Raw genomic sequence first — 13575 nt, forward strand, 5'->3', positions numbered from 1 at the left:
TAAAAAAAGAGCAACCTGCAATTGGATGCTCTCATGTGATAGAGGTTTTTTCTGAGTATTAAGTAGGACACGAAGGTCTTGTCCTACAATATAATATATGCTTGTACTTATTTTATTGTGCATCTATTAAACATCAAATGTATACGTATTGCTAAAAATTCTGCTCATTTATTAATTGTGTAATTATTATATTTACACATAAAAAACATCCTTATGGATGTTTTTTTATGTATCGATTTTTAAGCTTCCATAAACTTAGCCGGTACACCAATTTTTTCAACTACAGAAGATATATTAGTAGGATTAATCATTACATTTTCAATACTAACTAATTTATTTTCTAATAGTCCATTCTCTGTAGTAATAAGTTCTTCAAACCGATCTAAAGTCATCGAGAATTTGTGTTCACTTCCGCCATTCATACAGACTTTTACATACTTCATAGTGTCACCGCCTTTCATAATAATCTATATTTCGATAAGAAGACGCTTACATCCTTTTTATTTACTACTAGATTTCTCACTTTTACTCCTTGCTAATTCACGTTTATTTATTTTAGAAAAAGCAGCTACTATTTTATGTTCACGTTATAATTGCTAGTAAGAACGATAAAGATAAAAATGCACAAAGTGGTATATATAAAACAGTATCCATTTTAGCAAAACGCGTATCTTTTTTTCGCTTAAAGATGCCAAAATAATGAAACTCACCAATTACTCTTATAAAAAAACAATCATACAAATCCAGGAGCCCAATTGAACAATACTATTAGGAACTTCGAAATGAACAACATTTGTTTGTTGTAATAAAATCATTGCTGCCATACTTAATAATAACGCAATGAACAATGTCATCCCTACACCTGGTATAAATGCCTTTTCTCCAGATTTTGTTGGAATGACACTATTTGTCGCCCACTTACCTCCGAAAGCCCAGTAAACATGTAAAAAGCTAACTAAAAATAATATACAGACAGAAATATATGTAATAATCAACATTTTGTCCTCCCATTATTTTATTTAATTGCTCATCTTTAGAGTATGCTATGAATTCCGTATTGGCAATCTATATTTAATTACATAAAAAAACCCTTTAATGATACATCATTAAAGGGTTTACTGAAATTTCTTATACATTATACCTATTTCTACGACGTTCCATCCTCGTTTGTCCTTGAGCAGTACCTTGTTGTATTTGCTCTGCCATTTCATATGTTGCAGCTGAAGCTGGTTCTTCGTAATTATGCTCACGTATTTTTTCTGGCGTTTTTCGTTTTGATGCTTTTCCACCAAACTTAAATAATTTGATCTTTAATTTCGGTAATCTAGGAAGTGGAATCTTAAATGATAATTTTTTGCGCTTCTTTTTTTGTTGAAATAGATTTATATTTTCTTTATTATCATCCTGCTCTTTACGATGTAATAACATCGCAAGTAATCCACCTAATATAAGTCCTCCAACTAACAGTAGAAGATATAAGTAATGACTTGTCATTAAACTCGACATACGTTCAAGTATGACTAAAGACTGTACTTCTTTAATATCCCAAAGTAAAGCGGCCCATAATGAGAATAAACCGAAAGTAAGTCCATATGTACGAAAACGGAATAAACATGGAATTAAAGCGATACAAGCGGCGATTTTCGCATTCCCTATTATTGAACTTGTTGAAATATCTTGATGCCAAATGACTAACAGTAGTGTTATAAATGGCGCATACGCTATCCAACTACATATACGTGAATATATTTTTTTCGCAAAATAGCTACCAAAACTAGTAAAAAATAAAAGGCCCCCGATATATAAAGATTGTTCTAGTGGGATTTGCTTTATAATTCCTGCAACCGGAAAGAGGCCGCTCAATAGCATTAATAACACATCTAATTTCTTCACAATTCCTCATTCCTTTCAAATTTCTTTTGAATCAATTCATATTGCTTTCCAAAATGATGTAGTTTTTTATTTCTAAAAAACATCTTAATCCTGTATGTAAATAAAGTAAATACGTAAAAGAGAAGATACATGACAAAAGATATCCTTATTTACATGGAAAAATGACAAATCCTGACCGATATAATGAGCAGGATTTGTCTACTATTATTTAGAGCAGAATATTGAATCTTTCTTTTCTATTTTCATAATATCTACATCCAGTTCATCATCAAACTCTTTAAACTCTCTTGCATCTATATCCGTCATATAGCCCTTTACTACTTTCGCCATATGCATGGAATACGGCATGTGTACATCCTTTTCTAACAGCATACTTGAATTACAGCACATGTAATGTATCATTTTGGCGATATAATTCCTTTCTACAGATTTTACACCTAAAGGTAAAATTTCAAGTATGTATCGCTGCAATGTTTCACTATCATTCAAAGAATATTCACCAGCGCTATAATACATCCCCTTTTGATCTGTATATAAACTTGTGCCATCCGGAACATCATCACGTTCTATCACACCGTATTTTGGTGTATCAAAAGCTTTATTTATTCTTATAATATTTAAGTTTGGAACCTTTAGCACATCAGGAACAATCTCAGGGAAAGTATCTATATCAATTTTTTTATTTTGTAACTCTTTTATCCAATGTTTTCTTAAATTCGCATCTATAATGAAATACACTTGTTCATTTTGCTCTTTTACATGTTGTAAAATTCCTGATAATGTTTCAGAAACAAATTGTTTAAATAGAATCTCCATATCATTTCTTTTTGAAGGCTGCGGTAAAAAGGCATTATGTTTATTTATATTTAATAATAAACGATCAATCGTTTGCCACTCTGTATTCCCATATAGTTTATATGAAATTTCTTTTCCTTTTATTTGTGAAAAAATAGGTAAGAAATCAAATTTCGAGATTCGCTCAATTGATAAATTAACATATGTACAAGGTAAATTTATTTTATTCCAACTACGTTTCAAAAATCCTTTTTGTTCTAATAAACTAAGGATACAATTAATAATTGTTTTACGAGATACACTTTGGCCAATAAATAAATTAATAAATGCTGAAATACGGTTAGTTCGTGCAAACCCTTCTCTAACGATTTGCTTTGGATCAATTTTTTCACGCCCATCACAATTTTTCATTGCGATTAACGCCAACGTCGCATCATTGCGCTCACCTGCAGTAGCATAAACGGCTTTCATAACATCCTCTACTAAATTTGTTTTGTATTTCTGACAATATTGCATTTTATATGGATTTTGCAATACTTTTTCAATATTATATCTTACTATTTTTAATAATACTGGAGAATCTGCATTTAATACATATGATGACTCGCCAATTTGAGCTAACACAATTTCATTTTCAAATAACGCTTGTTCAACTTCCAACGATATTTTTTCAGACCATAGTTCTAACGTTATAGTCTCTAATCCTTTTGGTGCAATTAAAGGGAATAATTCATTTTCATTATTTGTTGCTAGCTTATTACATTCTGGTAGTAATGTGAAATGAGAGAATTTTTGCTGAAACCATTTAAAAAGATACTCACTTTCCTTTACTTTTATACCAGGTTTTATTTTTGTACCTTGAACTTTATATATTCTCTCATTGTATGGAAGCAACACCCTAATGTTTGCTCCTAGCATATAATCTTTCGGATATTGAAGAATATGCTCTAATTCAACTTCTCCACCTATATGAAAATCATCTTTTAAACTTCTAAATATTTTAATCCATTTTATGCCGTTTGTAGCTTGTTGTACTTTTAGTTTTACAAATCGTAATTTTGTATTATTTGATGAAAATTCTGGAGTAGAAACCAATATCATGCCCCGTTTTCGTCTTAATAGCAAAGGAATATCTGGATGATTATATTCTTGATATTAAGACGGTTTTTATGAGTATTTCGTATAAGCGTGATTTAACTAATTAAAGCTATTTTCAAAGAAGACATATCAGCGATAATTTATGTCTATTTCGAATAGGTGTTAGCAAGTTCGTTTGCAAACTTGTTAGCACTTTTTTGTTTAGATAATACACGCATTCCTTCTTATATACTGACTATGTTCCGATTTTGGGATTTTTGTACGGAAAATATACCTTCCTACTTGTGATCAATGTGGTCAAAAGAGAGTGGTCGTTTTATGCGCTACTCTCTTCTTATATATATGCCTATTATATTTGTTTGTAATTAAAATCGTTCACTTCTACACACTCTTAGAAATTCACATTTTTTACCAGTTGTCTTGTAATAAAATAAATTTCATCCTCCTAATTCTGTCTCCTTACTATCAGATAAAGTAAATTACAATCCAATTTATCATGTTCCATAATTTATTAAACAAACTATTTTCAAACAAAAAAGATTTCATTTTGTTCAATTTTATTGTTCGCAAATTTCAAAAATCTAATTGAAATGTTATTCACCTAATCGTCCTAGATTTAAATAATAATAAGGCTTTTGTATTTATTAGCAAAATCACGGATAAACTACACACGAAAATTATTTGTTAGTTGTTACAAAAGGAGGAAATCCAAATGTCAAATAAAAAAAATACTTTCTATTACTCAGATGGGATGCAGATACCTCTAATTCCTGTAACAGATTTAGTCGCAATTAAAACTTCTCCAAATAATCCCGAACCTGTAAGTTTATTAAGCACTGAAGATGAAGTTAAAAAACCTTTATTTACTGTTAAAAAATACGGAATCCAGGTTTACGAAAAAGAAAATGATAATGAAAGGCTTCATCCTCTCTCTAATGAAGCTGAAACAATAACAACAGATACTGTTCCTATTTTTAAACAAGGCCCAAATAGTACAGATTTAATACTTGTAGATAATAAATTTATAGTGCAATTTAAACCTGATGTGACTATGGAACAAATTGATAAATTAAATAAAAAGCACAATGTTAAAACCGTAAAACCTTTAGGCTATGCTGAAAATGGATTTATATTACAAGTTAATGACGAAAAAGACTCAACAGATGTTATTCATATTGCAAACACATACTACGAATCTGGACTAACTCTCTTCGCACATCCTAACCTTATTCGTGAGCGCTACAAGATGCCAAGTATGAATGGATCCACAAGAGAAACACCCGTTGTTACAGAAGATACCGAGAATTTCCTTTCTCAACAATGGCACCTTCAAACTGCTAAAGTCATAGAAGCCTGGGAAATTACAAAAGGAAATCCAAATATCAAAATTGCAATTGCAGATGATGGAGTCCTTACTGAACACCCTGAGTTTCAAAATAAAATCGTTTATCAATATGATTTTGAAAGAGATATACCTGATGGTAATCCGAAAATTTTAAATAATGATAATTGTAAATTCGATGATTGTCATGGTACTGCTTGTGCTGGCGTAGCAACTGCGGCCGGATTAAAAGCATATGGCGCTGCACCGAATTGTTCACTAATGGTTGCTCGTACACCTCAATTTTTAGGTACTATAGAAGAAGGAGAAATGTTTGAAAAACTTACTGATAATGGTGCGGATATCATTAGTTGTAGTTGGGGACCTGGGGAACGTGAAGGTGTAAAATATGACATTACCCCAAATGTTCTTGCAGCACTTAAACACTGTACTACACATGGTAGAAATGGAAAAGGAACAATTATCCTCTTTGCAGCCGGAAACTATAATGAAGATACTTCCCTAAATGGCTATACAACCAACCCTTATACTATGTCCATTGCCGCTTCACATAGTGATGAAGACCGTTCTTCTTACAGTAATTTTGGTAAGGAAGTATTGATTTGTGCTCCTTCTAGTGATCGAGGAAAGAAAAGAATCTTTACAACAGATATTCTAGGAGACGATGGCTATAATCGTGGGAATTCAGACCATGGAGACGATATGGGCGATTACACAAATTCATTTGGTGGCACTTCATCTTCAACTCCACTTGTTGCGGGAATCGTAGCTTTAATGCTTTCAGTTAATCCAAGTTTAAAGTGGAAGCAAGTTCGAGAAATCTTAGCACATACCGCAAATCAAATTGGAGATTTGAGCACATATCAAAATACTCCACTTGGACAACATAGTCCATTTTATGGATACGGTCGTGTAAATGCACTCAAAGCAGTTGAAGAAGCTCAACACATCCATTAATGAGTAAAAATTCAATAACAATACTAACAAATTATATATTATTGAATCGTACAAAAGAGAGTGGTTAAAAATAATCACTCTCTTTATATACCCATAAATATTTTTGTAGCTAAAATTCCTCTATTACATAAACCTTTACAAATACATCATACTTAGCCGCTAACTCTTCCAGTTTCTTTTCTCTATATTTGGTAACTGTAAAGAAATAAATCACTGGCATTTTCCCGTTATACTTCTGTTTATAAATCTGCGTAAGTTCTTCATATTTTTTTAACTTCTCTTCATTCACTTTCATTTTCTGTGAGCGATCCACTTCAACCGCATGAAGTATATTTTCTTCATCACGAAACTTCACATCAGGAATGATTTTCTTTTTCTCACCATTTTTTTTATACCGGATTTCTGTTTCAATCTGCCAATCATCCGGACAAAATAAATGCAACCATGCTTCATTACGCAATAATGCATGCACAAGCTTCCCTCTTGAAACAACCTTTCCATCATCACCAAACAAAGCATGCCCTTCTTTATTGAGATAGTATACATACTCTTTCCCTTGCATTGTCTTACTCAAATACGGCTTCAAATCACTCATAATTCTGTTTGCATTTCGAATACCACCCATATCATGCACACTCATCAAATGTCTTCTCGTTGCAAACTGCAGCTTTCTAATCGTCGCAAGTATCGCCATCTGACGGTTGATTTTTATGTGGCTCTGGATGTTCATGTTTTTCCACCTCATATTCTTTTAGATGTTCCCACATGACCTTGTCATCGATATATGGCACTTGCAGTACAGTGAAGTTTTCCTTCATATATATAGCCCTTCCTGGAATAGATGGTAGTTGTTCTAATCCAGACTGATCAATTACAACTTCTGATGCGGTACGAGTCGGTAAACGGAAACCGAGTTTTGCATTCGCCATCTGTTTGACTACCCTCGGCAATGTGTCTCCTGTCGGATATTGTGTACAAAAGACAATACGAAACCCAAGTGCCCCTCCGACACGAGCGATGTGACTCAACATGTATTGACACTCTTCCAGCATTTTATTATGAGCTCTCGGTAATCCTTTGGCAGGCGCGAGTACTGCTCCTTCATCCACTACAATGAAATATCGGTCTTTTTCTTTCGTGTGAACAATATTCTTGATACCACGTTCTTTCATGTACTTCCCACGTTCATGCATTTTCTCCATTACTTTTAACAACATGCCATGTGCTTGTTCTGATGTTTCTGCGATTTTCTCAACTTGTTTCAACTTTTTATACTCGCTAAATTCGAGTCCTTCTTCTTTTAAATCAATTAAATAAAAATGCGCATGATCTGGATTTGCTAATGATAAGGAAGCAAACATATTTTTAAGGAAAACTGTTTTCCCCATACGAATTAATCCACCTATAGCCATGTGTGGTGTTTCATCAAAATCGTGGTAAACAATTGTTTCTAAACTCTGGCCAACTGTAATCCGCCATTTCCCTTTCGTTACTAAATCCATTGACCATGACCAGTTCTTCGGTATTTCTCTGCGGAATACACGAATGTTCAATTTATAATTATCGTACTGAATACGTACTGGTTTATTTAACCCCTCAGAAACAACGTCCTCTACCTTTTGAATAATTTTACTCGGCATGCCAAGCGGTAAGATATACACATAAGTCGTACTACGATCATCCTCAATTTGTTTTTGAAACTTTGGATATTGTAATTTTTCTACATTATTTCTTTTGATCGCAATACCAGCTACCTCAAAAAACACTTGTATTTTTCGCTTATCATCATTTTTACTTTTGAACTTTTCACCGAATAACGCCACTGTTAAACCTGCAGCTGGAACGAGTAATAATTCAATCATTTTCTCCACTCCCCATATACCCTTTATAAGGGTATATATCCCTTATTTTTGGAAGACTCCCGTACATGTTCTATATCAATGACCTGTAAATGTCCTACAATTCCACATTGGTATACCCCTATAGAAACGTGAAAAGCACATAACGTAGAAGATACAAGAACGAGCCTGTGAGCGTTGTGTACATGGTCATACGTGGAAGCCAACGTGGAACACTCTGCCCCATTTTTTCTGCAACCTTCATTGTAATCACTGACAAGCCAGTTGCCGTCCATACCACTATCGCTTCTCCTACGATTGTCATTTGAATTCCTCTTTTCGAATGAGCTGTAATCCCTTAGATGTCATAACTGGTTGATACTCATTGATGACATCTCCCCAATCAAGCACTTCATCCTCGTCTTCATATAGATCATCCATGATATCGTTTGATAAACGGTAATAGCCTTTGTACTCACGATTATTAAAAACTTCATGTCTTTCCATGTGGTCCACAATTGCATTTGTTTCTTTTTTGCCATTTGAATCCCTATACATACCTCTTAATTCTTTTGATGGATACAGGTAAGGTGTTTCGTTTAAATGTGAATATTGCCAACGCATATGCGCCCTCTCCCCTCTTGATGTCCTTGATTCCACTTGGTATTCCTCATCGTCTTGATAAAGGTATATGACTTAGAAAGAAGGATTTTGCCTGTCCTTCGAGAAAAAATTCGTAGGACAAACAAAAAAAGGGTGAGAATATGGAAAGTCGTTTGAAAGAAATCTTAGATGAACGCGGGATTAAATACAGTTTTATTGCTAAAAAAGCTGGAATTGCAACTTCTACAATGACTAATTTAGTAAAAGGGGGACTTCCAACCTTGCCTGTTGCATATCGTATTGCTCGTGCACTGGAAATGAAATTAGAAGAAATTTGGATCGAAAAAGATATAAAATAAAAAAAGACGGTATTCACCGTCTTTTTCACTGTTTCACTTCATTTTTGTCAATTCTTTCTAAAACTTTTAATAAAATTGCTAAAATAATAGTTACCATAATAGCAATAACTAAGATACCTTTCGACGTTAATTCAACTGATGTTAAACCACTTTTAGTCATCCAAAAATACCCGACGTATATTGCTAAGAATGAAGTAACCGTTGATATTGTAAACCCTAAAACCCCTAACTCGTCTAACTTCTTTTCAGACAAGCCAACCAAACTTAAAATCTTCGTAAAAAGAGCCGCTATTATAAACATTTCAATAGATAAAATGAATAATGACATTGTTCCTGAATATTGAATTTCATTCGGCATCCATTTCCCTAACCCCAACATGAATAAAGCCGGAAGAAAGATTGGTAAGAATAATCCTAAAATTATTACCGGCACTGCTATAACACTACTTGTCTTGTTGTCGTTCTGATTGCTCATAAATCCTCCAAAATTATTATTAATAATAAATACCCAATGGATTTTAGCATAAAACAAAATTAGTGACTACAAGAATTTTAATTAATCTCATTTAGGACATACTCATACTGAGGTGAATTCTATGATTTGGGCAATAGCATTGCTTTTACTTGTTTTTCTCATCTGTTTTGTCATGAGGGGTCCACACGTAACACCTGAAGAAATTAGGACACACCGAGTACAACAAGCTGCAACTCGTGGTAATTTAGAGATAATGGATCCAAGAGAATTTGAATACTTTGTAGCTGATTTCTTTCGCTCTCTTGGTTATAAAGTTCAGGTGACTTCTGGTTCTAATGATGGTGGAAAAGACATTATCCTTTATAAAGGGAATGAAATGAAATTCGTTGAGGTAAAACGCTATACGAAAAGCTCCATTGGAAGGCCTTTTATTCAGAAGCTTCATAGCGCTATTGTGGATGCGGATGCTGTTGGAGGGTATTTCGTTACACTGAGTCATTTCAATAAGAATGCGAGGCAATACGCTGCGAATAAAAACATTGAGTTGATTGATGGTGATTCTCTTATTAACATGATGAAGTCATAATTCTCAAGCAAGCTGATTCTATAAAAAGAGTGGCTTGCTTTTGTTTTTTACTGAAAATTCACATTAATATTATTTACAATTGCCAGTCATCTTATAGTATGAATTTTTCTGAAACCGCCAGTATAAATCTTACTGTAACCAAATTAAAAATTGTAGTTTGAATATTAAAAACCAACCTCTATTCAGATACAGGGGTTGGTTTTTGTTATGCTTACGATTAGAATGTAAAAAGTTCTGCATTCTTTTGGAATGATTTAAATATATGAAATGCAGACGTGAATTTTCGTTCCATCATGTTTAAAACAATTTGTTCCAATTCATTTTCTAAATGCTTTGTCAATTGTTCTCTAATTGAGTCTTCTAATACTTTAAAACGAGCACTTTCAATGTCTTTTCTAACTTGATTAACATCAAATGGTTTTGTCGTATTGTATTCAAAATTCGCACTCAATACAGCATATGAAATCTCTTTAAATTGCTTTGTTTTCGTCATACCCTTTGTATCTTTTTTGGGATCTGAAATGTAGATATATATCCAGGCTTTAACAGTCAAGTTATCCATTTCAAGAATGACAAGTGGTGCAATTTGATAAAGATCTGTTTCATAAGGTGCTGTCTCTTCATCTATGTATACCATAGCTACCTCTTCTGCTTTCCCAAGAACCAATGCACGCCATTTTTTGAGCATTTCTTTTGGGTCCCTTAATTCTTTCAACTGTTCTTTTACCTCTTCAATTTTGTTTAGTAATTCAGTTCCCTCTTTTCCAAGTATTTCATCTTGAGCTAAAACTTGCAATTGGGTATCCGCTGCTACAAACAAGCTATCTGCACTTAATTTTTTATAATCCATAGATAGAATGTTATTTAAATTAAATCCTGGAGGCATTCGGTCAATTTGAAATCCTTTAGGTAATGTAAGTTCCGAAATATCTCTTGTGCTAGGTACCACACCTTCTGCACATTTTTTAGGGTCGCGTAAGCATTTTTCTAATCTACCGGTATTCAATCCATGCGGTACTAAAAATCTGTTTAATCGTAATTTTCTCATGTAAATTTTGCTTCCTTCCCGTACGGTTTAGTTCAATCAACAGTTCTTTATATTAAGTACGAACGTTTGTCGACCCGCCAACAGTATCTGGTAAGAAAGAGCATGGCTCCTCTGTACTTTTACCACGTAAAATCTCTAACATTTCACTTGATAATGCTATGGTATCCCCTACTACCTTAGGCTTATTAGGCTTATTAGAAACATAGGCTACATTTACGATTTTTCCATTTTGATCATCTGAGAAAGTCAAAAGTGATGGTGCGCGTCCTTCCATCGGTCTGATATTTTCTTTAAAAACAGTTGGACTTTTATGAAGTAAAAGTTGATAAAATTGCCCATCATATACAATCCCAATTGCATTTTCCATATCGTGTACAACTCCTTAGCATTTTGGTCAGTCTTCCTTAAGGAGTGTTCCCTGTTATAAGAAAACAATTCTTTTAATTTTTTCGTTCTTATTTCATTTTAGATGTATCCTATAGAAATAGAAGGTTGATGCCAATATGATGACGTCTGTATTGTTGTCAAACATGGAACAATTACAAGATTGGTTACTAGAATATGCGCCAAATGATCCAGATTCTTCAGGGGATAATCCTGATAAAATAGACGACTTTAAATGGGTTAAACAATATATAATTTTAACTGTAGCGAATGCTGAAACAATGCTTTCTGCCGTAAAACAAGATACATCTCGTCTATCAAACTTGATGAAAGAATGGTATCCAGATGGACTAGAGCACTCGGAATGGCAGGCGATGTTATATACCGCGGATAAAGTGCGGGTATTAAACAAAGGTAGAATATGATTTCACAAAACATCCCTCTCTATTATGGAGAGCACTTAAATTATGCCCAATCCTCCCTACAACACTTCGCATAGCATGTACTAAAAAGGAGGTTCGTACTTAATATGTCAAACTATTATTACGACCGTTCACATAAATGCTATCGTAAGAAACGGAAAAAATGCGACTGTTATTGTCATTGTGAACCTCGCTACCAAACGTTAACATCTGGATCTTTATTCCGTAATGCTAACACTGATTTTATTCAAGTTTCTGCACTCAATCAAACTTACATAGTATGCCTTTCCTAGTAGTTATGGATAGTAATCGAAATTTTTTGTAATCTATCTCAATATCCATTTACAACTAAATATTGATTTAATTTACACACCTAACTATAATGTTAATTGTTATATTTTTATTTATTAATAAAATAAGTTAATTAATTTGTTAAAAATTAATTAAAAGGAGCTTACTAATGAAATTCAAACAAATTATTTTAGCAGGCGCTGTTCTTGCTACATCAACATTTACCTCTTTAACAAATGCACAAGCTGAGACTGGATTTCGCGATGTTCCTACAGATCACTGGTCTTATAATGCAATTATGGATTTAAAAGAGAAACAGATCTTTGCTGGTTATGGAAATGGTATATTTGGTTTTGGTGATCCCATCACACGAGGTCAAGTTGCTAGATTGTTATATAATTATATACAACCAGTGACTGATCCTACTGCCCCTCCTTTCAAAAATCCATTCAATGATGTGAAAGGTACTATGTTTGAAAAAGAAATTTTAGCGATTGCTAGAGCTGGAATTATGAATGGATATGGTAATGGTAAATTTGGCCCAGATGATACTTTAACTCGTGAACAGTTGGCTGCTGTATTAAAAAAGGCTTTCAGATTAAGAACATCATCTATAACTACATTTGAAGATGTTGAAAAAAATTATTGGGCTACTGACGCAATCAGTGCACTTCAAGAAAATAAAATTGTAGTTGGAACAGGAAATAATATGTTTGAACCTAAAAAAATTGTAACTCGTGAGCAATATGCACAGTTTCTATATAATGCAATTAATTTTGTAGAAGCAAAACCTGAATTACCACCGTTTGATCTCCCAAGCTCTATGATTACAAGTGAATTTCATTACGACAGTAGTAGCTGGATAAACAGTTCACCGTTGCTACTAAAATCTGTATCTAAAGAAGCTCAAAATCTAATTACTAAAATAAACAAGAATTATAATGAAGATTTCAAATACGAAAGCGTATATATCAACGGCGGCCAGATGGGCGATGGTGAAAGGGTAGAATTACTTTCCTCTAATCCTAATTTAGGAAAGATTTATGATTATGGACAAGGGCAACTCTATTTAGTAGGTGAGAATGAAAATGATTTCATGATTACATTTATAATTGATAAAGCTACTGTAGAGTTAGCAAAAAATTGGATTACTTTAATAAATCCAGATTTAAATCTAGATAAAGAAATTAACGATATTGTTACATTACCTTTCAAAAATTCAGGCGAGCGAGATTATCACACAAACTTAGATAAGGGTAACTACAAAATGGAGTTAAGCACAATGCCTGCATCAAATGGTTATGAATCAATATCCATAAATGTTAAAAGAAAATAATTAATAGATATTAAAAGAAGCCGCCCAACAGGACGGCTTCTTTTACTTCACATACACATAGGCTTTATTTACAATTAAGCAGATTTTAGTTCACATAAATATTATTATACTAATCTAAAATTTCCATGTTTACATTTTTTTCTTTTTA

At 33.2% G+C, this 13575-nt stretch carries 14 protein-coding genes and 2 pseudogenes; 5 read left to right on the top strand and 11 right to left on the bottom strand.

Features of this window, described 5'->3' with window-relative positions:
* Positions 1-239 precede the first annotated feature (239 nt).
* The 4 genes and pseudogenes from DN393_RS13665 to DN393_RS13680 form a co-directional block, all read right to left on the bottom strand.
* Positions 240-443, bottom strand: a complete 204-nt coding sequence (locus DN393_RS13665) for a hypothetical protein (RefSeq protein WP_000878362.1) — start codon at positions 441-443, stop codon at positions 240-242.
* Between the two features lie 139 nt (positions 444-582).
* A pseudogene (locus DN393_RS13670) lies at positions 583-998 on the bottom strand (DUF3995 domain-containing protein).
* A gap of 130 nt (positions 999-1128) precedes the next feature.
* Positions 1129-1893: a DUF3959 family protein gene (locus DN393_RS13675; protein ID WP_098102617.1), complete on the bottom strand. Its 765-nt coding sequence runs from the start codon at positions 1891-1893 to the stop codon at positions 1129-1131.
* A 204-nt stretch (positions 1894-2097) separates the two neighbouring features.
* Positions 2098-3843: pseudogene (locus DN393_RS13680) on the bottom strand (RNaseH domain-containing protein); the annotation flags it as partial.
* 655 nt (positions 3844-4498) lie between these two features.
* Here DN393_RS13680 and DN393_RS13685 point away from each other — a divergent pair.
* Positions 4499-6085: a S8 family peptidase gene (locus DN393_RS13685; RefSeq protein ID WP_149173584.1), complete on the top strand. Its 1587-nt coding sequence runs from the start codon at positions 4499-4501 to the stop codon at positions 6083-6085.
* Positions 6086-6194: 109 nt separating this feature from the next.
* Here the strand turns inward: DN393_RS13685 and DN393_RS13690 are convergent, their stop codons facing one another.
* From DN393_RS13690 to DN393_RS13705, 4 genes are all read right to left on the bottom strand, one after another.
* Complete coding sequence (locus DN393_RS13690; protein WP_149173585.1) at positions 6195-6815, bottom strand: replication-relaxation family protein; 621 nt, start codon at positions 6813-6815, stop codon at positions 6195-6197.
* Complete coding sequence (locus DN393_RS13695; protein WP_149173586.1) at positions 6757-7947, bottom strand: FtsK/SpoIIIE domain-containing protein; 1191 nt, start codon at positions 7945-7947, stop codon at positions 6757-6759. Before DN393_RS13695 ends, DN393_RS13690 begins: the two co-directional genes overlap by 59 nt.
* Before the next feature lie 118 nt (positions 7948-8065).
* Positions 8066-8248, bottom strand: coding sequence for a hypothetical protein (locus DN393_RS13700; RefSeq protein WP_149173587.1), 183 nt, complete (start codon positions 8246-8248; stop codon positions 8066-8068).
* Complete coding sequence (locus DN393_RS13705; RefSeq protein WP_149173588.1) at positions 8245-8547, bottom strand: hypothetical protein; 303 nt, start codon at positions 8545-8547, stop codon at positions 8245-8247. Before DN393_RS13705 ends, DN393_RS13700 begins: the two co-directional genes overlap by 4 nt.
* A 140-nt stretch (positions 8548-8687) precedes the next feature.
* Between DN393_RS13705 and DN393_RS13710 the strand changes: the two genes are divergently transcribed.
* Positions 8688-8885: a helix-turn-helix transcriptional regulator gene (locus DN393_RS13710; RefSeq protein WP_098858475.1), complete on the top strand. Its 198-nt coding sequence runs from the start codon at positions 8688-8690 to the stop codon at positions 8883-8885.
* A gap of 25 nt (positions 8886-8910) precedes the next feature.
* Here DN393_RS13710 and DN393_RS13715 read toward each other — a convergent pair whose 3' ends face one another.
* Positions 8911-9360, bottom strand: a complete 450-nt coding sequence (locus tag DN393_RS13715; protein ID WP_149173589.1) for an epimerase — start codon at positions 9358-9360, stop codon at positions 8911-8913.
* Positions 9361-9481: 121 nt separating this feature from the next.
* On the opposite strand from DN393_RS13715, the gene DN393_RS13720 reads away from it, so the two are divergent.
* Positions 9482-9946: a restriction endonuclease gene (locus DN393_RS13720; RefSeq protein WP_149173590.1), complete on the top strand. Its 465-nt coding sequence runs from the start codon at positions 9482-9484 to the stop codon at positions 9944-9946.
* A 217-nt stretch (positions 9947-10163) separates the two neighbouring features.
* Here the strand turns inward: DN393_RS13720 and DN393_RS13725 are convergent, their stop codons facing one another.
* Both DN393_RS13725 and DN393_RS13730 read right to left on the bottom strand, forming a co-directional pair.
* Positions 10164-10994, bottom strand: a complete 831-nt coding sequence (locus tag DN393_RS13725) for a hypothetical protein (RefSeq protein WP_074571127.1) — start codon at positions 10992-10994, stop codon at positions 10164-10166.
* Positions 10995-11046: 52 nt separating this feature from the next.
* Positions 11047-11361 carry a hypothetical protein gene (locus DN393_RS13730; protein WP_074571125.1) on the bottom strand — a complete coding sequence of 105 codons (315 nt, stop codon included), beginning with the start codon at positions 11359-11361 and terminating at the stop codon, positions 11047-11049.
* A gap of 163 nt (positions 11362-11524) precedes the next feature.
* Between DN393_RS13730 and DN393_RS13735 the strand changes: the two genes are divergently transcribed.
* Together DN393_RS13735 and DN393_RS13745 are read left to right on the top strand one after the other, a co-directional pair.
* Positions 11525-11803 (top strand): hypothetical protein, encoded by a 279-nt coding sequence (locus tag DN393_RS13735; RefSeq protein ID WP_179958510.1) that lies wholly within the window; start codon positions 11525-11527, stop codon positions 11801-11803.
* A 457-nt stretch (positions 11804-12260) separates the two neighbouring features.
* Complete coding sequence (locus DN393_RS13745; protein ID WP_149173592.1) at positions 12261-13427, top strand: S-layer homology domain-containing protein; 1167 nt, start codon at positions 12261-12263, stop codon at positions 13425-13427.
* Positions 13428-13575 lie beyond the last annotated feature (148 nt).

Origin of the sequence: Bacillus sp. BPN334 (genome assembly GCF_008368885.1) — a bacterium.
Classification (GTDB): domain Bacteria; phylum Bacillota; class Bacilli; order Bacillales; family Bacillaceae_G; genus Bacillus_A; species Bacillus_A wiedmannii.